Below are 21,683 nucleotides of genomic sequence, written 5' to 3'. Positions count from 1 at the left end.
CTCAGCTCTCCGGAATTGTGGATAACACGCGTTGGGAACGTGGGAAGTCTCTGGCCTGGCTGACAATACGCCCGGTGAACACTTCTCCACCTTTGTGGATAACCTGTTTTTAAAAATGGAGTGATCATGACACCGCATGTGATGAAACGTGATGGCTGTAAAGTGCCGTTTAAATCAGAGCGCATCCAGGAAGCCATTCTGCGTGCAGCTAAAGCAGCGGGTGTCGATGACGCAGATTACTGCGCCACCGTCGCAGAAGTCGTTAGCAGCCAGATGAACGAACGCAGCCAGGTCGATATCAATGAGATCCAGACCGCGGTTGAAAACCAGCTGATGGCGGGCCCCTACAAGCAGTTAGCCCGCGCCTATATCGAATACCGCCACGATCGGGACGTACAGCGTGAGAAACGCGGTCGTCTTAATCAGGAGATTCGTGGCCTGGTGGAGCAGACCAACTCCGCCCTGCTGAATGAAAATGCCAACAAAGACAGCAAAGTGATCCCCACCCAGCGCGACCTGCTGGCCGGTATTGTTGCCAAACACTATGCCCGTCAGCACCTGCTGCCGCGCGACGTGGTCTCGGCGCATGAGCGCGGTGAGATCCACTACCACGATCTCGATTACTCGCCCTTCTTCCCGATGTTCAACTGCATGCTCATCGACCTGAAAGGCATGCTGACCCACGGTTTTAAAATGGGGAATGCCGAGATTGAGCCGCCAAAATCGATCTCCACGGCCACTGCGGTCACGGCGCAGATTATCGCTCAGGTCGCCAGCCATATTTACGGCGGCACCACCATTAACCGCATTGATGAAGTACTGGCACCGTTCGTCACGGCAAGCTTCAATAAACACCGTCAAACCGCTGAAGAGTGGCAAATCCCGGACGCCGAGGGCTACGCGCACTCCCGTACCGAAAAAGAGTGCTACGACGCGTTCCAGTCGCTGGAATACGAGGTGAACACCCTGCATACCGCCAACGGTCAGACGCCGTTTGTGACCTTCGGTTTTGGTCTGGGTACCAGTTGGGAATCACGCCTGATTCAGCAGTCTATCCTGCGCAACCGTATCTCCGGGCTTGGTAAAAACCGTAAGACAGCGGTGTTCCCGAAACTGGTGTTCGCTATCCGCGACGGCCTGAACCACAAGTTTGGCGATCCTAACTACGACATCAAACAGCTGGCGCTGGAGTGTGCGAGCAAGCGCATGTACCCGGACATCCTGAACTACGACCAGGTAGTCAAAGTGACCGGCTCGTTTAAAACGCCGATGGGCTGCCGTAGCTTCCTCGGCGTGTATGAAGACGAAAACGGCGAACAGGTTCACGACGGCCGTAACAACCTCGGCGTGATCAGCCTCAACCTGCCGCGTATCGCCCTCGAAGCCAAAGGCGACGAAGCGGCCTTCTGGGCGCTGCTGGACGAACGTCTGCAGCTCGCACGAAAGGCCCTCATGACCCGTATTGCGCGTCTGGAAGGGGTGAAAGCCCGCGTTGCGCCCATCCTGTATATGGAAGGAGCCTGCGGCGTGCGCCTGAAGGCGGACGATGACGTGTCGGAGATCTTCAAAAATGGTCGCGCGTCAATTTCTCTGGGCTACATCGGTATTCACGAAACGATCAACGCGCTGTTCGGCAACCAGCACATGTATGACAGCGACGCCCTGCGTGAAAAAGGTGTCGCCATTGTTCAGCGCCTGCGCGATGCGGTTGACCAGTGGAAAGACGAAACCGGCTACGGCTTCAGCCTGTACAGCACCCCGAGTGAAAACCTGTGTGACCGTTTCTGCCGCCTGGATACCGCTGAATTTGGCATTGTCGAAGGGGTAACCGACAAAGGGTACTACACCAACAGCTTTCACCTCGACGTGGAGAAGAAGGTGAACCCTTACGACAAGATCGACTTTGAAGCCGCGTATCCGCCCGTCGCGAACGGTGGCTTCATCTGCTACGGCGAGTATCCGAACATTCAGCATAACCTGAAGGCGCTGGAAGATGTCTGGGATTACAGCTATCAGCACGTACCGTATTACGGGACCAACACCCCGATTGACGAGTGCTACGAGTGTGGCTTTACCGGTGAGTTTGAGTGCACCAGCAAAGGGTTCACCTGCCCGAAATGCGGTAACCACGATGCGGCTCGCGTCTCGGTGACCCGCCGCGTGTGTGGCTATCTCGGAAGTCCCGATGCGCGTCCGTTTAACGCCGGTAAGCAGGAAGAGGTTAAGCGACGCGTGAAACATTTGGGGAATGGGCAGATCGGTTAAGGCGTCGGGGGTTTCCCCTCACCCTACCCCTCAGAGGGAACCGAACGCGCACCTACGTTTTCCCCCTCTGCCTGTGGGAGAGGGCTGGGGTGAGGGCACCCGCGCGCACACACTCTGGACATCTTCTTATGCGATATCATCAATACTATCCCGTCGACATCGTCAACGGCCCCGGCACCCGCTGCACTCTGTTTGTCTCAGGCTGCGTCCATGAATGCCCCGGCTGTTACAACAAAAGCACCTGGCGCGTAAATTCAGGCCTGCCGTTCACCGCGGAAATGGAACAGCGGATCATCGACGATCTCAACGACACGCGCATTCATCGCCAGGGGATTTCACTCTCCGGTGGCGACCCGCTTCACCCGCAAAACGTGCCGGACATTCTGAAGCTGATAAAACGCATTCGCCGCGAATGTGCAGAAAAGGATATCTGGGTCTGGACGGGTTATAAGCTCGAAGAACTGAATGCTGAACAGAGGGAAGTGGTGGATTTGATTAACGTGCTGGTTGACGGCAAGTTTGTGCAGGATTTAAAAGACCCTGCGCTGATCTGGCGCGGCAGCAGTAACCAGGTTGTGCATCATTTGCGGTGATCGCTAAAGCCGTTTGTTTACGTCATGATAAACGGCTGATTTCTCTCTCTTACCGATAGCAATAACACATACCGTCACAACGTTGTCCTGAACCTGATAGACCAAACGATAACCCTGGGATCTGAATTTTATCTTGTCGCAATCAGGCAGGCCATGCAGGCGAGCCGTCACCAACACGTTCGCAAGCTTCTTCTTAAACTGATTTTTTACGGTATCACCCAGCCTGGTCCACTCCTTGAACGCCCTCGGAACAAATACGAGTTCATAAGTCATCCAGCCTAACCTTAATTCCTTTTTGCGGATTAGCCAGCCGCTCCCGGACTGTCTGTATGAGTTCATCTTCACTGTCGCTAACAGTGACCATTTTCACCGGCATACGCCCCGTCTCCGCAACGTACTGAAACAGTAACCGAACGGCTTCCGTTGGCGTGATATTGAGTTTTTCAAGCACGGCATAAGCCTCGTTTTTGAGTTTGTCATCCAGACGGACGTTCAGCGTGGCCATTATGCCTCCAGTGAAATCGAATGTGTAATGCATCTTAGCATTACATTTGCATTACATCGAATTCTGGATAACGTCTCTCAAAACCGGCTCACACTCTCCATCGCCACCGCTTTAAACCCAGCGAAATCATTGCAACTGCACAGCCGTGACATGGCGCGCTCACGCAGGAAAGTCACGAAAATATCGTAAATCGCCATCGCCTCTTCGTACTCGCGCTTGCTGATGGCGAGCAGGAAAATCACGTGGGCAGTTTCATCCCCCCAGGCAATACCCTGCGGTGCCAGCACGGTGTAAACCACCGTTTTTTGTGCCAGTAGCCCGAGGGAGTGCGGTAGCGCAATGCCGTCGCCCAGCATGGTGCTGACGATGGCCTCTCGCTCCACGACCGAATCCAGAAACTCCGCGCCAACAAACCCCTCTTCTTCGAGCTGCTCGCACAGCTCCCGGAACAGCGTTTGCTGGTCAATCGGCCTGTCGATAATGCGGAAATGGGCGGCATCGAAGTATTTATCCAGCATCCACGGGCGGGTTCGGTCCACCAGCACCAGCTTACCTATCTGCTCAAGCTGGTAGTCCGTCGGGAACGGGGCGATCATCACCACCGGTTTAGACTTTTCGCTCACCCGGGCGGTCGAGATAACAAAGTCTTCGCCGATCGGTTCCGCCAGCTCATACTCGCGCAGCGTGAGCGTGCGGGTCACCTCAATCTGCGGATATTTGCGCTGCAACACCGCTTCAATCATCCGGACCATCGCATTCCCGGCATCGCAAACTAACAGCACCCGCGGCTGGCGCTGGTAGCCGATGTTGTAGTGGCGCTCCAGCCCGACACCGATATGCAGCACCAGGAAACCGATCTCGTTTTCGCTGATCACATACGGCGTGTATTTCCCCCAGCTCGACACTGCCGCGAGGGTCATATCCCACGCCATCGGGTAGTGCTGCTTGATGTTATCCAGAAGCGGATTCGGGATCATGATTTGATAGCGCACGCGGGTGATCATGGTTTTGATGTGGGTGAGCAGATCCGCATGCAGTTGCTCGTCGCTGAGCAGGTTGTAGTTATAGTGGGTATTGATGTAGCGCAGGATGTAATTGACCAGCGCCTCGTCGTCATCGGCATTGATGGCACTGGGGGCAATCTCCTGGATCTGACGTGCCGCGATGTGAACGCAGAGCCAGCTCTCTTCTGAAGGCGAAAGCGCTTTATCCGCCAGCTGTTGAATGGTCACAGCGATGTCTTTCGCCGCCTCACGGACATTCTCGGCCACATCTTCTGCGTGAAATTCCGGCAGCGGATAGCCTTCGCTGATGCGACGCACCGACACCGCACAGTACAGGCGCAGGAACAGCTCGCCCTCGTCAGTCAGACGAATGTGATGCCGCGTCAGCGCATCGTGCAGCACGGGAACCATCTGCTCCGCCACCCCCGCATTGAGCGCAACGTCGGTCACCAGCGGGTTCAGGCTATCCTGCTGCGCCAGCTCCCAGAGCAGATCGGTGAGACAGGCGCGGGTCGCCATCTCGCTGCCAAACAGCTTCATGCCGTGGCGCGGTCGGGTTTCCAGCGTCAGGTTGTAGCGGTGGAACCACTCGCGCACTTCCACCATGTCACTTTGCAGCGTCGCACGGCTGACAAACCACTCATCCGCCAGATCCTCCAGCTTGAGCGAAAACGCGGAGGTAAGAAAACGGACCACCAGATAGTGCACGCGCTCCGGCCCGGTGCGGGGAATGCGCAGCGCGCGCGGGTGGGAGGACTGAAGCTGCTGATAGCGTTCTGCATCGTCAATTTTGAGCTGATAGCCATTGCCGCGGCTGAGAATAAACTGCGCGCCGTGGCTCGCCAGCAGCGCGTTCAGGGCAGTGATATCAGCGCGGACGGTTCGCGTGGAGACCGACAGCCGCTGCGCCAGTTCGTCCTGCGGCAGCGTCTCGTTTTGCAACAGTTCGAAAAGTTGCGCTAAACGTTGGTTCGGAAATCGCACGGGGTTGTCCTCTTACGGCTTAGGGTGAAATGACCATCTGGGATGGGCTGCCGACCGGGGTATAGTCCGGCTCGGCGCTGAGTTTGCCGTCCTGCGCCACGCGAAAACGGGTAATGTTGTCGCTGCGCTGATTCATGACGTACAGCCAGCGCCCCTGTTTGTCGAGCGTCAGGGTGCGCGGGTAATCACCACGCGTCCACACATCATCCTGATGCGTCAGCGTGCCATCCGCTGTTACGGTAAAGTGCCCGATGCTGTTATGCAAACGGTTAGCCACATACAGCTGTTTGCCATCGGCACTGAGTGCCAGCCCGGCGGCAAAGCTGGTGCCTTTGTAGCCGTGTGGCAGGGCGGAGAGGGTTTTCCCCTCCTGCAGCCTGCCCCGGGCATCCAGCGTATAGTACGTGAGCGTGGATGCCTCTTCGTTAATCAGCCATAACGCATCGCCTTTCGGCGTAAAGACGAAATGCCGCGGACCGGCCCCTTTCGAGGAGGCACTGATAAACGGCGGATCGTTCGGGGTCAGCTTGCCTGTTTGATCGTCAAAACGGTACTGGTAGATACGATCCAGACCCAGATCGGTAGAAAAAACGTATTTCCCGCGCGGATCGGCGGCGATCATGTGCGCATGGGGGCCATTGTGATCGCTAATGGCAAAACTGCCTTCCACCGCCGCCGCCGGTTTCGCCGCGCCCGGCTCTCCCCGATCCTGATGCGTGTCCGTGGCCTCCCCCAGACTGCCGTCTGCATTAACGGGCAGAACAGCAATCGAGCCGCTGACGTAGTTCGCCACCAGCAGGTGGTGACCCTTTGGCGTCAGGGAGAGATAGACCGGCCCCGCCCCGCCGGACGCCACCTGATTAAGCTCGCTCAGTTCACCGTTATCGCCCACGCGCAGCGCCTGCACCACGCCCTGCTCCACTTCGCTCGCCAGATAGAGCGTCTTACCATCCTGCGAGACGGTGAGCTGCGCGGCGTTTGGCAGCGTGCTGACCAGCGTTTTATTCGACAGCGCGCCAGTGTGAGGATCGACCGTAAAGCGGTACAGCCCCTTGCCGTTGGGGTTGTACGTCCCGACCCAGGCGTAATGGGTCTGGGCGACCGCGGCGGTTGCCAGTAAAGACAGTGAAGCGACAAGCAGGTTACGGGTGTGCATGGTGGCTCCTTTGGTTTTGTGTGGTTTTTGCCCCTCACCCTAACCCTCTCCCCAAAGGGGAGAGGGGACGATTACACCCTCTCCTCTTTGGGGAGAGTGCCGGGGTGAGGGGTAAAGACTACTTAGCCAGCTTCTTCGTCATCTCCAGCAGCGTACGCACATCTTCCGGACGCGTGTCGCCGCTGGCTTTGTCGATAATCGAGCTGTAGATATGCGGAATGATTTTACTCACGCCCGCATCAAGGGCGATCTGCAGGATCGCTTCATAGTTCTCCAGATCGATCCCACCGGTCGGCTCCAGCCAGAAATCGTGACGGGCGCAGGCTTCCGCCACTGCCTGGTATTCGTCCCGACACGCCAGGCCTCCCATCGGGAAGTATTTGATGGAGCTGCCGCCAAAATCTTTCAGCAGGGCAATCGCGGTTTCAACCGGCACAATGCCGTCCGGGGCCGCGCTGCTCAGCGGACCGGTGGAGATTTTCACCTTGCCAACGGTGCCGGTCGGAGAGACCAGGCCGTTGACCACGGATTCACTCTGCCCCAGCAGCGCACGGCTGGTTGCCACGCCGGTGAACACCTGGTTAACGTGCTGCGGCTGCACCTGACGGGCGATCTCACTGACCATCGCGGACTGGTTCGGATCGCCCGCGCCGAGGCCCACAGAGAGCGCATTATCGATAAGCTGAGCGTAGTCGCGCATATCGGCAACCGCACTGGCGACATCCGGGTAATTTTTGGAGAGCACGCCCACCAGCACGTGGCCTTCCGCCGCCTCGTAAATGGCGCTGGCGTTGGCTTTCGATCCTGCCAGCACGTTCAGGCAGACGCGGTCACGGTAAAAGTTGGGGGTCAGTTTCATGCCTTTTTCTCCTGTCCTAATACTTCACTCATGCGGCGATAAACAATGTTCAGCTGATCGGCATTCACGCTGCGCACGTCCGCTTCGATAATCCCTTCGTTGGCCTTGTAGCCACGGAAATAAATGGCGTACTCGCCCTGCTTCAGCGCGGTCACCAGGTCGCCGGTGCCAACACCGGTGGTAGCTTCATCAAACTTAATCTCGGTACGGGCGATATCGCGACCGGCACTGTCCCAGACCACGCGTGCCGTCACGCCGTTAAGGGTATTAAGCGCGTCAATAAAGGGCGTCATCTTCGCCACCATCTCTTCGCCGCTCTCTTTGGTCGCCGTCAGGTAGTGTTCGATGGCACAGGTAAGGCCGAGGATCCCCTCTTTACCCACTTTCATTGCGCGGCCAATCCCCGCCGTCTGGCGTTTCACCCACTCAACATACTGCGTTTTGCCGATCACCAGCCCGCTGGTTGGCCCTTCAATCGCTTTCGCACCGCTGTAGATAACCAGATCGGCACCGGAGCGATAGTAAACGTGAAGATCCTCTTCCGCGGCCGCATCCACGATCAGCGGCAGATCGTGCTTACGCGCCACCACTGCCGCCTGCTCTACGCTGAGCATGCTTTTCTGCACGCAGTGGTGAGACTTGATGTAAAGGATGGCCGCGGTACGCGGCGTGATGGCCGCCGCCAGCTGATCGGCGGAGCATTCGTTCGCGTAGCCCGCTTCCACCAGCTTGCCGCCGCCCAGCGCCACCATGGTGCCTACCGGTGCGCCAAAGTTAACGTTATGGCCTTTCGGCAGCACGATTTCGTTGTTCTCAATCGGGGTGACGTGCAGGTTCTCCAGCAGCCAGTCGCTGTCTTTGACCAGCACCGCCGCCACGGACTGGGCGATGCCCGCTGACGCGCAGGAGACCACCGTCGCCCCTTCCACATCCAGCAGCTTCGCGATGTATTCGCCGGTTTTGTTGACCAGATCCTTCATCTCGAAATAGTGATTCATGCCATCCATCGCCGCCTGCACCACGTCCGGGCGCGGCGTGGAGACACCCAGCGCCGTCATACGGCCTGAGGTGTTGATGACTTGCTTTAAGTGATACTTCTCATAAATCGAAGGCATGTTCCGTGCTCCCTTGTTCGGTCATGTAGCCCTTGCCTGCGCGGATGGCGGCAAGCGGCACCAGAATGTGTTCAGCCTGCAGGCTGTCATTTTCAGCATCCACCAGCAGCGTTGGCTGGCGTTTTATCGTGAACAGCGTCAGGTCGGCATCGAGGCCTGGCTGAATACGGCCTTTGTGCGTCAGACGCAGCCCGTCGGCGGCGTTCGCGGTGACGCACTCAATCACCTGCGGCAGCGACATGCCGATGGCGAGAAACTTCGACATCACGCTTGCCAGCGACCCTACCGGGCCGTTAATGCGGTTGCGGCAGTAAATATCCGAGCTGATGGTGTGTGGCAAAATGCCCATTGCAATGGCGCGTCTCGCCACCTCAAAGCTAAAGCTCGCCGTACCGTGCCCGACGTCCAGGCGCACACCGCGTTTCAGGGCGGAGGTGATAGACGCACGCAGTTCACCGGATGGCGTCAGAATGCGGTTCGGCTTGCCGTTGTAGCAGTGGGTGATGATGTCGCCTGAGCTGAGCAGGTCGGCAATTTCATCGAGGTTGGGCGGGTTGTTGCCAATGTGCACCATCAGCGGCAGGTCGCCGTTCTCTTTCTGGATGGCTTTCGCGCGCTCAAGCGGCGTTATGCCGTTTTCGCCAACCACGCTGCTGCTCATGCGCGCTTTCAGGCCAACGATAAAATCCGGGTAACGCGTAACGGCCTGCTTCACGGCCTTCGCATCAATGTTGGCCATATTGGCCAGTTCGTTCTGGGCAATCAGCCCCACGCGGGAGATGTTCAGTAAGGCATAAACGTCGGTTGAGGCTTTACGGGTGATTTCATAAAAATCGTCCACGTCATCCGCGCCGGTACTGCCGGCATCCACCACCGAGGTCACGCCGGTGGCGATGCCCACGCTGTCCGGTTCGTCGTGATAAATAGGGGAGTTCGGGTAGCAGTGAACGTGGGAGTCAATCCAGCCTGCGCTGACGAACACTTCACCGTTCAACTCAACCGTTTTGCGGGCGGCCGCAGTAATGCCGCCCACCGCCGCGATTTTTCCGTCCTGAATGGCGATATCGGTCAGGGTATCGTCGGTGAGGCGCGCACGGCGCAGGAGTAAATCAAACATGAGGATCTCCTGATAAGGCGGGCGCCGGAGCGCCCGCGGGCATTAAAGGGCGACCGGGAACAGCCAGCCCAGAATCATTGCACCGAGAATGGCGCCACCGGTAATCGGCTTCTGCCAGATATAGAACAACAGCGCACCTACCAGAGAGCCGACGCCAATAGGAATGGAGGCAGTCATGGCGCTGAGGATAATCAACGGCCCGAGGAAACGACCGGAGGCGTTACCGGCCCCCATCATCACGTCCGCCCCGTAGGTGGAGTTGCTCTGATTGATGGTGAACTTACGCGCCAGGATGATGACGTAGCCAATTGCCAGGCCAATCACCAGGCCGGTGATCAGCGCGGCGATAAAGTTGGTCACCGGGAACATGATGCCCGCGCCCAGCAGCAGCGCCGGAACCCCGAGGCCCACCCCGGTCTGGATCGCCCCGCCGATATCAAGGATACCGACCAGCGACCCTTCGATAATACGGGCGAACAGGAAGCTCGCACCGAACGCCGCCACCGCGCCGTAAACGCCGGTATCCATCCCCGCTTTCAGCATCGCCACGAAGGCCACTTCGTTGAACGCGCCGATGCCGTAGAGGTAGTACATATGCGTCCCGGCGAAAACACCGGAAGAGAGCAGGCCAACGAAGATCGGGAACGACCAGTCGGCATACCAAAAACCTTTATTCTGTTCCATGTCGAGGCTCCTGTTATTTACCGCTGAGCGCGTTGTGGATCATGTCGAGCCAGTTAGGCACGGTCAGATGGAAGGATTCGATCATCTTCATGTCGAAGCCACGGAAGAAACCGCTCAGCACGAACAGCGCCACGATGGCCGCCATCATCACTTTGGTGACGTGGTTCCATCCGCTCTCTTCAACGCCCTTACCAATCAGGATACCCAGCACCAGACCCGGTACGGCGTTACCCATGATCAGCTGCGCCGCGCCGCCAAAAATGGTGGCCCAGAAGCCCGATTTTTTACCCGCATCGATGGCGGCCAGCCAGAAGATCACCGGCATCACGGTGTTGACCAGCAGGTTTGCCGCAGGCACCAACACCTTTACGGCGGTTACCTGAAGCGCAGCCGGAACAGAAGAGGCGGTGAGGTTAAGGAAGGTGACGACAATCATGCCGATCACGCCGCAGGCAATCGCCATTTTGCGCGGATCGTGCAGCGTTTCGCCGACGTTACGGTTTTTAATCATCAGTGCTGCAGCACCCCAGTTCGGGATGATGCGGTGGTCAACGTCCTGTGTGAATGCACCTGCAGCCACGGAAGAGGCCCAGGCGTTAAAGAAGAAGCCTAACCCAAAGGAGAAGTGAGAAGCCGGATCCCCTTCACAGGAGTTCAGTTCCCCCAACGTACGAAACGCGCCCATACCCTGAGTGGTAGGCGCATGAAACATGCGTGCAGCCCCGGCCCCCACACCGACGCCAACCAGGCCGCCAATGATGAGCGATTTTATTAATATAATTAAGAACATCAGTCTGCCCTTTTATGAATAATCAGCGTTGCGTGACGAAATCCACCTGGTCGAGATTGATGGCAGTCACGTTGACGGTCACATCCAGCTCCACGCTGTAGGTGCGTCTTTCCCGGCGCAAAAAGAAGAACAGAAAAGCTTCTTTACGCACCGCTTCTTGCGCCTGAACGACCTGCACATCCTGTGGCTCAATACGCAGTAAGATATGCGGTGAGGCTTTCATCACCGCGGCCTGAACGTGGTTGAGCGCATCAGCAAAGGCGCGCGCTTTAGCGTCGCCTTTGCCCTTCACTCTCACCGTGGTTGTGAACTGTTCTTTCATGCTTATGCGCCGTGTTTCTTCTGCCACGCCTGAACCAGACGCTCGCCCAGCTCTTCTTTATCCATAAAGCCAAAGCCCAGCACATTGCAGCCTTCATTGATGGCGGTGACGCCTTCATCCACTGAACGCATGCCGTATTTGGCTTTGTAGCCATATTTGGTTTGTGCGGTGATGGCACCCGCGCCGCCGCTGCCGCAGAAGGAGATGCCGAAGGTGGCATTTTCCGCTTTCATCACGTCACCGAGCTTCATGTCTGCCGCCACACCCGGCACGACAACCGCGCGTCCACCGGCTTTTTCAACACCTGCCGCCACTTTCTGACCTTTACCCAGGCGATCGCCAATCACGACTGTAATCTGTTCCATGTGTTGCTCCTTAAAGGTTGTCTTTTGCGACTTCGAAGTGAACGGAGAGCAGCCAGGCCTCTTCATCAGGAAGGTTGCCAAACTGCGCGACCACTTCACGGGCAAGCCGCATTGAATCGGGAGAAATTTCGTCGAACAGCTCGGCTTCAACCTCCGGCAGCGGCTCGCCGGTCACGGACCGGTGCGCCATCGCGCGAACGTGGGAGGTGAGCATCTGTTCCTGTACTGCGTTGGGGATGATGTTGTGCCGGGCCAGCAGGGCATACACCTGCGCCAGCATGGTGTTAGCGAGCTGCTCTGTTTGCACCGCCTGATCTCCAACGTCGTTCATTACCGCTCCGTTAATCACTCGTCTTACCCCGTTAATGGCTCTGGAATAAAACTAACGTTGGGGGGGAATTGTTTGTAGCGAGTTGTTTTCCACTTCGAAGTGGAAAGGCGAGCACCGGCAGTGATCTGTGCCACATAAATATGCTGAATATAGATAAATCACTGTATTTACGTGATGAATATCACGCTATCTGACGGCAATTAAGGGGGCGTGGGAGCGAAAAAGATTATGGGCAGGCGTGCAAATATGTGAGGTGGATAAGGTTTTCTTATGCCCGGAGAGCAAACATGCGGGGGCGATTAACCGCCCCCGCACGGGGAAAGCGCGTACCGAGAATTAACGATACTTTTTGTGAAAGGTATTACGCGTGGTCACAAACTGGTCGGCTGCCGCCTGGGCTTCCTTCACTTTGCCTTCGTTGGCAAGCTTCAGTGCACCGTCAATCTGACCGACCAGCACGTCAAAGCCGTGGCGGTAGTCTTTCATCTCAGCGCTGTCTGCCGCTTTATTTTCCAGCTTTGGCGGCGTGGATTTCTGCGCGTCCAGTGCCGCTTCACGCATTTTGGTCAATGCGCCTTTCATTTCCGCCGCATTGTCCGTTTTCTGCACCACCTTCAGGTTTTCACTGAGGATGCCCATGTCGTCTTCAAGATCGGCAGCAAACGCAGAAGAACCAAGAACCAGCGTTGACGCTGCGACGATCGCTAACAGGTGTTTACGCATTGCTCACTTCCTTTTTTATTATTAAACGCCTTTACGGGTATTACTGCCCGGCGATTTTCATCTCCGGTAAGAGGACTGAACCACACTGTATATTGCTACGTGTTTCAATATCGTTACCGACAGTAACAATATTGCGCCACATGTCTTTCAGGTTGCCGGCGATGGTAATTTCGCTAACCGGATACTGAATTTCACCGTTCTCAACCCAGAAGCCCGCTGCGCCCCGCGAATAATCGCCGGTAATGCCGCTTACGCCCTGGCCCATTAACTCGGTGACGACCAGACCGGTGCCCATCTCTTTAAGCATCTGCTCAAAGCTCAGGCCCTGACCCGCGATTCGCCAGTTGTGAATGCCGCCCGCGTGACCGGTGCTTTTCAGCCCCAGCTTGCGCGCGGAGTAGTTGGTCAGCAGCCACTGCGTCAGAATGCCATCTTTGATGATATCGCGGCGCTCGGTGCGCACACCTTCACTGTCGAACGGCGTCGAGGCCAGCCCTTTCAGCAGGTGCGGATGCTCTTCAATGGTCAACCATTCCGGCAGGATCTGCTTGCCCAGCGCGTCGAGCAGGAACGTCGATTTACGGTAAACGGAGCCCCCGGCAATCGCCCCCACCAGGTGGCCAAACAGGCCGGTCGCCACTTCATTGGCAAAAATGACCGGGGCTTTCATGGTGGAGAGTTTACGTGGCGACAGACGGGACAGCGTGCGCTGCGCGCATTCTGCGCCAACCCACTCAGGAGACTGCAAATCGCCCAGCGCGCGACCGATGGTGTAGGCGTAATCACGCTCCATATCCCCATTCTCTTCAGCGATAACGCAGCTGGAGAGCGAATGGCGCGTTGAGCAGTAGCCCTGCAGCATCCCGTGGCTGTTACCAAACACTTTGATACCGTAGTGGCTGTTAAAACTTCCGCCTTCGGTATTGGTGATGCGTTTATCGGCCTTCAGAGACGCCTGCTCGGCACGGGCAGCCAGTTCGATCGCTTCGTCCGGCGTCACTTCCGCCGGGTGGAAAAGATCGAGATCCGGGGCATCGAATGCCAGCAGCTCTTTGTCGGCAACGCCGGCGTAAGGATCGGGCGAGGTGTAACGCGCAATATCCAGCGCAGCCTGCACCGTACGGGCAATGGCATCCGGGCTGAGATCGGTCGATGACGCGCTGCCTTTGCGATTCTGGTGATAAACCGTGATCCCCAGGGCGCCATCGCTGTTGAATTCTACATTTTCCACTTCGCCGTAGCGGGTGCTGACGCTGATGCCGGTGGTTTTGCTTACCGCCACTTCGGCGCCATCTGATTTACCTGAAGCGAGCGTCAGCGCGGTGGAGACGGCTTCTTCCAGAATCTTACGCTGCGCTTCAACTTGTGAGGTTACTTTCATCGCAAATGCCATACTGTAAGAGAGAGTTAATTGAAGTCTAACAGAGAACCGTTTTTCAGTGCGCGTCTTAACTGGTAACATTAGCCTCTTTTTTTAAGGAGCCTGACATGACTAAGCAGCCCGAAGACTGGCTCGACGACGTTCCCGGTGATGACATCGAAGACGAAGATGATGAGATCATCTGGGTCAGTAAAAGTGAAATTAAACGTGACGCCGAAGAGTTAAAACAGCTTGGCGCGGAAATGGTAGAACTGGGTAAAAACGCGCTGGATAAACTCCCGCTCGACCAGGATCTGCGCGATGCCATTGAACTGGCACAGAAAATCAAGAAAGAAGGCCGTCGCCGTCAGCTTCAGCTTATCGGTAAAATGCTGCGTCAGCGTGACGTTGAACCGATCCGCCAGGCGCTGGACAAACTGAAAAACCGCCACAACCAGCAGGTTGCGCTGTTCCATAAGCTTGAGCAGATCCGCGATCGTCTGATTGAACAAGGTGATGATGCGGTACCGGAAGTACTGAACCTGTGGCCGGATGCCGATCGCCAGCAGCTGCGTTCGTTGATCCGCAATGCCCAGAAAGAGAAAGAAGCGAACAAGCCGCCGAAGTCTGCACGCCTGATTTTCCAGTATCTGCGTGAGCTGTCTGAAAACGAAGAGTAAGCACAGCATCGTTGAGTGCCCTTAACCCCGCCCCTCTCCCTGTGGGCGAGGGCGAAAAAGCCCGGTAAGCGTGAGCGCTCCCGGGCTTTTTTTTACTCTACGACCGCCTGCGCTTTCTTCGCCAGACCGTCCAGCAGCTTCTGATGGATCCCACCAAAACCGCCGTTGCTCATCACCAGAATGTGATCGCCAGGCTGTGCGGCTTTCACCACCATATCCGCCAGCGCATCCACATCCGCACTCCAGTGCGCAGGCTGAATGCAGGCATCGGCCACTTCGGCCACCTGCCACGGAATATGCTGCGGCTGCAGCAGGAAGACTTCATCGGCACGCCCTAAGGATGGCGCAAGATCGTCTTTGCAGATGCCCATTTTCATGGTGTTCGAACGCGGTTCCAGCACGGCCAGAATGCGGGCGGTCCCGCCGACTTTGCCGCGTAAAGCTGCAAGCGTCGCCAGAATGGCGGTCGGGTGATGCGCAAAATCGTCATACACCGTGACGCCGTGGGCTTCACCGCGCAGCTCCAGACGACGGCGGGCGTTAATGAACGAGCCTAACGCATCCGCCGCATCCGCAGGCTGAACGCCCACATGACGTGCCGCGGCAATCGCCATCAGGCCGTTGTGCATGTTGTGCTCGCCCACCAGGCCCCACTTCACCTCACCCACTTTCTCGCCGTCGAGCAGCACTTCCCACTCGGAGGCATCCGCATTGAGTTTTTTCGCCTGCCAGTGCCCCTGCTCGCCCACCATCTCCTGCTCGCTCCAGCATCCCATCGCCAGGGTTTGCTTCAGGTTGATGTCGTTTTCCGGCAGGATGATGCGGCCCTGACCCGGAACGATGCGCACCAGATGGTGGAACTGTTTCTGAATCGCTTTCAGGTCGTCAAAAATATCCGCGTGATCGAACTCAAGGTTGTTGAGGATCAGCGTCCGCGGGCAGTAGTGCACGAACTTGGAGCGCTTGTCGAAGAACGCGCAGTCATACTCGTCGGCTTCGATCACGAAGAACGGGCTGTCACCCAGACGCGCAGAAACATCGAAATTACCCGGCACACCCCCGATCACAAAACCTGGCTTATAACCACAGGCTTCGAGGATCCAGGTCGCCATTCCGGCGGTCGTGGTTTTGCCATGCGTTCCGGCTACGGCAACGACCCAACGGTCGCGCAGCACGAAATCATGCAGCCACTGCGGGCCAGACATGAACGGAATATTGCGTTCCAGAACCGCCTCAACGCACGGATTACCGCGGGTCATGGCGTTGCCAATGATCACCAGATCCGGCTCAGGATCCAGCTGGCTGGCATCGTATCCCTGAATCAGAGAGATGCCCTGTTTCTCCAGAAGCGTGCTCATCGGCGGATACACATTGGCGTCCGAACCTGTCACTTCATGGCCCAGAGAGCGCGCCAGCATTGCCAGTCCGCCCATGAAAGTGCCACAAATCCCCAATATATGAATGCGCATACGTCACTATCCTTCTTCAATGTGGCGCACATTTTACTCACATGTCAGCGACAGCGAAACGCATTTCAGGTAAATCCGTATATTGCTGGCGCGATTCACCTCTGCGCTAATATTTGAATGTTTGTTAAGATTGTTGGGCTTTAGTCGTTTTAGTGAACATACAATCGCTCTACTCACAAAGATGCAGGGAAAGTGTTATGAAAACGTTAGGTGAATTTATTGTCGAAAAGCAGCACGAGTTTTCTCATGCTACGGGTGAACTCACTGCTTTGCTGTCGGCAATAAAGCTGGGCGCTAAGATCATCCACCGTGATATCAACAAGGCCGGTCTGGTCGATATCCTGGGTGCCAGCGGTGCCGAGAACGTTCAGGGCGAGGTTCAACAGAAACTCGATCTGTTCGCAAATGAAAAACTGAAAGCTGCACTGCGCGCGCGCGACATCGTGGCGGGTATCGCCTCCGAAGAAGAAGATGAAATTGTCGTTTTCGAAGGGTGTGAACACGCTAAATACGTTGTGCTGATGGATCCGCTGGACGGTTCCTCTAACATCGACGTTAACGTTTCTGTCGGTACCATTTTCTCCATCTACCGCCGCGTCACGCCTGTTGGCACGCCGGTGACAGAGGAAGATTTCCTGCAGCCGGGCAGTAACCAGGTGGCGGCCGGTTACGTCGTTTATGGCTCCTCCACCATGCTGGTGTACACCACGGGCTGCGGCGTTCACGCCTTTACTTACGATCCCTCGCTGGGCGTTTTCTGCCTGAGCCAGGAACGTATGCGCTTCCCGGAGAAGGGCAACACCTACTCCATCAACGAAGGCAACTACATCCGATTCCCGAACGGCGTGAAGAAATACATCAAGTTCTGCCAGGAAGAAGATAAAGCCACTCAGCGCCCGTACACGTCCCGCTATATCGGCTCGCTGGTTGCTGACTTCCACCGCAACCTGCTGAAAGGCGGTATCTACCTCTACCCAAGCACGGCAAGCCACCCTGACGGCAAGCTGCGTCTGCTGTATGAATGCAACCCAATGGCGTTCCTGGCCGAACAGGCTGGCGGCAAGGCGAGCGACGGTAAAGAGCGTATTCTGGACATCGTGCCGGAAAGCCTGCACCAGCGTCGTTCGTTCTTTGTCGGCAACACCCATATGGTTGATGACGTTGAACGTTTTATCCGTGAGTATCCGGACGCATAACCCATAACACGGGGAGCCCTTCAGGCTCCCCGCTTCATTTATATATTTTACCGTATAAGTGTTTATAAAAAACACGCTTTAATATTCGGTTTTGCTCCTGCATTATTTCCATAACAGTTTGACAAATATTTCCTGGAGCCTAACCGTCATGAAAAATTATTCCCGTGCTAATACCGGCATTGATTTAAATCTTATCCCTGTTTTTATTGAAGTGGTCCGCTGCGGCAGTATGGCAAAAGCCTCTGTACGTCTGGAGATGTCGCGCCCCGCGGTGAGTCTGGCATTAAAACGCTTTAATCAGCTGTTTGACGAGCCGCTATTTTTCCGCAAAGGGTTATATCTTGAGCCGACTGAAAATGCATTAGCATTAACCCAGTCTCTGGAAATATTAATGGGCGACATTCACGATAATATTGGCGCATTAAATTCAGCGACACATAAAACCCCGACACAGAATGCGCCGGGGCGGGAAAATATTATGCCGCTGTCTGAGTCGTCAGTTTAAATGATGCCATGGCGTCCATCAGCTGACGCGATTGCTCTTCCAGCGAGCGCGTCGCGGCAGAAGATTGCTGGACCAGCGCCGCATTCTGCTGCGCGGTTTCGTCCATCTGATTCACGGCAATATTCACCTGCTCAATGCCACGACTCTGCTCCTGGGACGCGGTCGCAATCTCGCGCATCAGTTTGGTCATGCGCAGTACTTCTGTTGCGATCTCATCCATCGTTTCGCCAGCCTGCTGCGCCAGCTCGCTGCCTTCGTTTACATGGGTCTGAGAATCACTGATAAGCGAACGGATCTCTTTTGCTGCGTCAGCGCTGCGGCTGGCGAGGTTTCGCACTTCACCGGCGACAACGGCAAACCCGCGCCCCTGCTCACCCGCGCGCGCCGCTTCCACCGAGGCGTTCAGCGCCAGAATATTGGTCTGGAAGGCAATGCCGTCAATGACGCTCAGAATATCGGCGATGCGTGCCGAACTGCCGGCGATATCACGCATTTTTTCAATGACGTAGCAGACCATTTCGCTGCCGTGATCGGCGGTGTCAGACACGGATTTCGCCAGCTGGTGCGCCTGCTCGGCGTTGTCTGCATTGAGTTTCACCGTGGCGGTGATCTCTTCCATGCTGGCGGCCGTCTGCTCAAGCGATGTCGCGGTGGATTCCGTGCGCTGGGCAAGATCCATGTTCCCCGCCGTCAGCTCGCGGCTGCCGGTATCAATTTGCGAGCTGGCATCACGTACCCGTAAAACCGAGTTCATCAGAGACTGCCGCATCCCCTCAATGGCCGCGTTCAGGCGGTTAAACTCCTGGCTCGCCGGGTCATTCAGCGTATGGGTTAAATCGCCCGCCGCCACGTTCTCCAGCTGAGCAATGGAGGCCGAAAGCGGTTTGAGCAGCATGTGACGCAGTACCAGCCACGCCAGCACAATAATGCCAGCCGTCAGCAGCGCGGCCACCACGATCAGGATCAGTACCCGGTTTTTGCTCGACTGCACGGCCTTCACTTCCGCTTTCCCGCGCGCTTCGCTCCATTTCTGAAAGACCTGCATATCATTATCAAACTGCGCCGCCACCGGGATCAGCGTGTTCTCCAGCAGATCGTAATAGCTGTCTGCGCTCTGATCGTTCAGGGCTTTCAGCATCGGATCGATCCCCTGCTGGTTATAGGTCGCCAGGCTCGCGGCCACCTTATCCAGCAGTTTTTGTCCCTGCTCATCCGCCACCCCGCCGTCGATCACGCCTTTCAGCGTTTTACGGGCCTGGGCAATCTCCTGATTGATGTTTTTCACCGATTTGGCCGCATCATCCAGCATGCCGATTTCCATCATCCGGACCGCCTGACCCGCTTCATTACGCGCGCGCAGGATCAGGGTATAGCCAGAATTAAGCTGCACCATCTGCTCACCCTGAAGGTGGTTGATGCGCTGGAGTGAAGAAGAACTCTGTGTGAGGGCATAAATGCCAATGCCGCTGACAATCAGCAGCAGAAGGGTCATAACGGCCAGTAAAGAGAGCAAGCCGGTACGAATCGATAGCGTTTTAAGCATGATATTATTTCCGGTAGCGAGATATTTCTGGGCATAAAAAAAGAGTATCGGCCGCTACCGGAAAATGTTTAGACTTTAAGCAAATTCAGCGTGTTATGGCTCTGTTACTGAAGTGTTTACACGGGTAACAGGCGAGCTTTGTCGGTTCTCCCAGAGCACCGTCAGGCCGCGCTGCAGGGCGATAAAAATAAACAACAGAATGCCAATGGCGATCTTGGTCCACCATGAACTGAGCGTGCCGTCAAAGTTGATATAGGTCTGGATCAGTCCCTGGATCGCCACGCCGAACAGCGTCCCCAGCACCGTGCCAACGCCGCCGCTGAGCAACGTGCCGCCAATCACCACCGAGGCGATGGCATCAAGTTCCACCCCGACGCCTGCCAGGGCATAACCCGCCTGGGTATAAATCGAGAAGACGATCCCCGCCAGCGTCGCCAGTCCGGTCGAGAGCATATAGATGCGGATTGTGGTGCTGCGGGTGGAGATCCCCATCAGGTTTGCCGAGGTGGCACTGCCGCCAATGGCATAGACCTGATTACCAAACCGGGTACGGTGGGCAAGGAAGATCCCCACCACCACCACGCCCAGCATCAGCAACCCCATCGCGCTCAGACGACCGCCGCCGGGGATTTTCCACGCCAGGCTGGAGAGCGTGTCGTAGACAGGATGGTTAATCGGAATCGATTCTTCCGAGACCAGGTAGCTTACGCCGCGCAGGAAGAACATGCCGGCGAGGGTGATAATAAAAGCCGGAATTTTCAGCGCGTCGATCAAAAGCCCCATAAATGCGCCAAACGCGCAGCCCATCACCAGCACCAGCGGGAAAGCCAGCAGCGGCGAGATCCCCCAGAAACCGATCGCTTTTGCGAGGAATACGCCCGTGAAAGCGATCACCGACCCAACCGAGAGATCGATCCCGCCGGAGAGGATCACAAAGGTCATGCCAACGGCGATAATGCCTAAAAAGGCGTTATCCGTCAGAATGTTGCAAATCACCCGGGTAGAGGCAAAGCCCGGGAATTGCGTCAGGCAGTAGAGATAACCCAGCACAAACACGCCCAAGGTGATCATTAACGGTAAATTACGTTTTATCATGGCCACGGATCCCTTTAATGATGCTGACAAAGCGCGGCGACTGGACGATCAGCACGCAGAGCACGACCACCGCTTTCACCACCTGGTTGAGTTCCGGCTGAAAACCGGAGAGCAGGATCCCAGTATTCATACCCTGAATAATCAGCGCGCCGATCACCGAGAGCAGCAGATTAAACCGCCCGCCCATCAGCGATCCGCCACCGATAACCACCGCCAGGATCGCATCCAGCTCCAGCCATAACCCGGCGTTGTTGGCATCCGCACCACGGATGTCCGCCGCGACGATCACCCCGGCAATGGCGGCGCAAATGCCGCTCAGCACGTAGGTCAGCATGACCATCAGCCGTGTATTAACCCCGGCGTTTCGCGCCGCACGGATGTTAATCCCAACCGCTTCAATGAACATGCCCAGCGCCGTTTTACGGGTAAAGAGCCAGAACACCACTAATGTGACCAGCGCAATAACGATCGGCGTCGGGAAGAAGAACAGCTTACCGCTGCCAAGCCATGCCAGGCCGGGGGAGTTGAAGGTCACAATCTGACCCGAGGTGATAAGCTGTGCCACACCGCGTCCGGCCACCATCAGGATGAGAGTGGCAACAAACGGCTGAATTTTCAGGACCGCCACCAGAATGCCGTTCCACAGTCCGGCCAGCACCCCAGTACCTAATGCAGCCAGCAGCACCACCGGCAGGCTGTGCCCGGCGACGGTCATGGACGCTGCCGTGGCGCCGGCGATGGCCATCACCGCACCGACGGAGAGGTCAATCCCGCCGGTGGCGATCACCAGCGTCATACCAATGGCCAGAAGCGCCACCGGGGCGGCGCGGTTTAAAATGTCTATCGGACTACCAAACAGCCGGCCATCCTGCACGATAATCTGAAAGAAATGCGGGGCGACCAGGCTATCGATCAGCAGCACCAGCAGCAACGCGATAATTTGCGGCGTGCCGGTAGGCCAGGTGAAGCGGCGCCTGGTTGCACCGGTTTGCGGAAGCGAACGGGGCATCACGATTAACTCC

General features: G+C 56.7%; 23 protein-coding genes. 5 read left to right on the top strand and 18 right to left on the bottom strand.

Translation table 11 applies throughout. From position 1 onward, the window contains the following. Positions 1-126 precede the first annotated feature (126 nt). Positions 127-2,265: an anaerobic ribonucleoside-triphosphate reductase gene (gene nrdD, locus HV242_RS02250; protein WP_020885401.1), complete on the top strand. Its 2,139-nt coding sequence runs from the start codon at positions 127-129 to the stop codon at positions 2,263-2,265. 128 nt (positions 2,266-2,393) lie between these two features. Beyond that, positions 2,394-2,858, top strand: a complete 465-nt coding sequence (gene nrdG / locus HV242_RS02245; RefSeq protein ID WP_050737579.1) for an anaerobic ribonucleoside-triphosphate reductase-activating protein — start codon at positions 2,394-2,396, stop codon at positions 2,856-2,858. A 3-nt stretch (positions 2,859-2,861) separates the two neighbouring features. On the opposite strand, the gene HV242_RS02240 is transcribed toward nrdG, so the two are convergent. The 14 genes from HV242_RS02240 to pmbA all read right to left on the bottom strand — a co-directional run bounded on the left by HV242_RS02240 (position 2,862) and on the right by pmbA (position 14,206). Then, the gene (locus tag HV242_RS02240) at positions 2,862-3,131 is read right to left on the bottom strand and encodes a type II toxin-antitoxin system RelE family toxin (RefSeq protein WP_050737580.1); all 270 of its coding nucleotides are present in this window, start codon (positions 3,129-3,131) and stop codon (positions 2,862-2,864) included. Continuing rightward, positions 3,121-3,363: a type II toxin-antitoxin system RelB/DinJ family antitoxin gene (locus HV242_RS02235; protein ID WP_050737581.1), complete on the bottom strand. Its 243-nt coding sequence runs from the start codon at positions 3,361-3,363 to the stop codon at positions 3,121-3,123. Before HV242_RS02235 ends, HV242_RS02240 begins: the two co-directional genes overlap by 11 nt. A gap of 77 nt (positions 3,364-3,440) precedes the next feature. Further along, positions 3,441-5,351 (bottom strand): BglG family transcription antiterminator, encoded by a 1,911-nt coding sequence (locus HV242_RS02230; protein ID WP_050737582.1) that lies wholly within the window; start codon positions 5,349-5,351, stop codon positions 3,441-3,443. A gap of 19 nt (positions 5,352-5,370) precedes the next feature. Beyond that, complete coding sequence (locus HV242_RS02225) at positions 5,371-6,507, bottom strand: lactonase family protein (protein ID WP_050737583.1); 1,137 nt, start codon at positions 6,505-6,507, stop codon at positions 5,371-5,373. Between the two features lie 118 nt (positions 6,508-6,625). Next, on the bottom strand, positions 6,626-7,366 hold the full coding sequence (gene dagF / locus HV242_RS02220; RefSeq protein WP_020882900.1) for a 2-dehydro-3-deoxy-phosphogluconate aldolase: 741 nt from the start codon (positions 7,364-7,366) through the stop codon (positions 6,626-6,628). Continuing rightward, the gene (locus HV242_RS02215; protein ID WP_014168381.1) at positions 7,363-8,481 is read right to left on the bottom strand and encodes a DgaE family pyridoxal phosphate-dependent ammonia lyase; all 1,119 of its coding nucleotides are present in this window, start codon (positions 8,479-8,481) and stop codon (positions 7,363-7,365) included. The genes dagF and HV242_RS02215 overlap by 4 nt, the downstream gene beginning before the upstream one ends. After that, the gene (locus HV242_RS02210; protein WP_063858750.1) at positions 8,465-9,598 is read right to left on the bottom strand and encodes an amidohydrolase/deacetylase family metallohydrolase; all 1,134 of its coding nucleotides are present in this window, start codon (positions 9,596-9,598) and stop codon (positions 8,465-8,467) included. The genes HV242_RS02215 and HV242_RS02210 overlap by 17 nt, the downstream gene beginning before the upstream one ends. 42 nt (positions 9,599-9,640) lie before the next feature. Then, entirely contained in the window at positions 9,641-10,282 is a 642-nt protein-coding gene (locus HV242_RS02205) for a DUF4310 family protein (protein ID WP_014882285.1), read from the bottom strand. 13 nt (positions 10,283-10,295) lie between these two features. Next, on the bottom strand, positions 10,296-11,072 hold the full coding sequence (locus HV242_RS02200) for a DUF4311 domain-containing protein (protein WP_014168378.1): 777 nt from the start codon (positions 11,070-11,072) through the stop codon (positions 10,296-10,298). Between the two features lie 22 nt (positions 11,073-11,094). Continuing rightward, entirely contained in the window at positions 11,095-11,394 is a 300-nt protein-coding gene (locus HV242_RS02195; RefSeq protein WP_006810338.1) for a DUF4312 family protein, read from the bottom strand. A 2-nt stretch (positions 11,395-11,396) separates the two neighbouring features. Further along, on the bottom strand, positions 11,397-11,759 hold the full coding sequence (locus HV242_RS02190; protein ID WP_003830384.1) for an SFCGS family glycine-rich protein: 363 nt from the start codon (positions 11,757-11,759) through the stop codon (positions 11,397-11,399). Positions 11,760-11,769: 10 nt separating this feature from the next. After that, positions 11,770-12,108, bottom strand: a complete 339-nt coding sequence (locus HV242_RS02185) for a glycine dehydrogenase (RefSeq protein ID WP_014168376.1) — start codon at positions 12,106-12,108, stop codon at positions 11,770-11,772. 318 nt (positions 12,109-12,426) lie between these two features. After that, positions 12,427-12,813: a cytochrome b562 gene (cybC, locus tag HV242_RS02180; RefSeq protein ID WP_063858751.1), complete on the bottom strand. Its 387-nt coding sequence runs from the start codon at positions 12,811-12,813 to the stop codon at positions 12,427-12,429. Between the two features lie 40 nt (positions 12,814-12,853). Continuing rightward, positions 12,854-14,206 carry a metalloprotease PmbA gene (gene pmbA / locus HV242_RS02175; protein ID WP_047355606.1) on the bottom strand — a complete coding sequence of 451 codons (1,353 nt, stop codon included), beginning with the start codon at positions 14,204-14,206 and terminating at the stop codon, positions 12,854-12,856. Between the two features lie 95 nt (positions 14,207-14,301). Here pmbA and yjgA point away from each other — a divergent pair, with 95 nt between their 5' ends. Further along, positions 14,302-14,853: a ribosome biogenesis factor YjgA gene (gene yjgA, locus HV242_RS02170; RefSeq protein WP_014168373.1), complete on the top strand. Its 552-nt coding sequence runs from the start codon at positions 14,302-14,304 to the stop codon at positions 14,851-14,853. A gap of 92 nt (positions 14,854-14,945) precedes the next feature. Here the strand turns inward: yjgA and mpl are convergent, their stop codons facing one another. Next, on the bottom strand, positions 14,946-16,322 hold the full coding sequence (gene mpl, locus HV242_RS02165; protein WP_044866774.1) for a UDP-N-acetylmuramate:L-alanyl-gamma-D-glutamyl-meso-diaminopimelate ligase: 1,377 nt from the start codon (positions 16,320-16,322) through the stop codon (positions 14,946-14,948). 197 nt (positions 16,323-16,519) lie between these two features. On the opposite strand from mpl, the gene fbp reads away from it, so the two are divergent. After that, entirely contained in the window at positions 16,520-17,518 is a 999-nt protein-coding gene (gene fbp, locus HV242_RS02160) for a class 1 fructose-bisphosphatase (protein ID WP_020882906.1), read from the top strand. 148 nt (positions 17,519-17,666) lie between these two features. Beyond that, positions 17,667-18,023 carry a helix-turn-helix domain-containing protein gene (locus HV242_RS02155; RefSeq protein WP_063858752.1) on the top strand — a complete coding sequence of 119 codons (357 nt, stop codon included), beginning with the start codon at positions 17,667-17,669 and terminating at the stop codon, positions 18,021-18,023. Here the strand turns inward: HV242_RS02155 and HV242_RS02150 are convergent. The 3 genes from HV242_RS02150 to ytfT form a co-directional block, all read right to left on the bottom strand. Further along, positions 17,995-19,566, bottom strand: a complete 1,572-nt coding sequence (locus HV242_RS02150) for a methyl-accepting chemotaxis protein (RefSeq protein WP_063858753.1) — start codon at positions 19,564-19,566, stop codon at positions 17,995-17,997. The genes HV242_RS02155 and HV242_RS02150 overlap by 29 nt on opposite strands. A 93-nt stretch (positions 19,567-19,659) precedes the next feature. Further along, entirely contained in the window at positions 19,660-20,661 is a 1,002-nt protein-coding gene (yjfF, locus tag HV242_RS02145) for a galactofuranose ABC transporter, permease protein YjfF (RefSeq protein WP_020882909.1), read from the bottom strand. Next, complete coding sequence (gene ytfT / locus HV242_RS02140; protein WP_025205793.1) at positions 20,648-21,673, bottom strand: galactofuranose ABC transporter, ATP-binding protein YtfT; 1,026 nt, start codon at positions 21,671-21,673, stop codon at positions 20,648-20,650. The genes yjfF and ytfT overlap by 14 nt, the downstream gene beginning before the upstream one ends. Positions 21,674-21,683 lie beyond the last annotated feature (10 nt).

Origin of the sequence: Enterobacter sp. RHBSTW-00593 (assembly GCF_013784105.1) — a bacterium.
Classification (GTDB): Bacteria; Pseudomonadota; Gammaproteobacteria; order Enterobacterales; family Enterobacteriaceae; genus Enterobacter; species Enterobacter ludwigii.
This window is presented reverse-complemented; position numbering and strand designations above follow the sequence as displayed.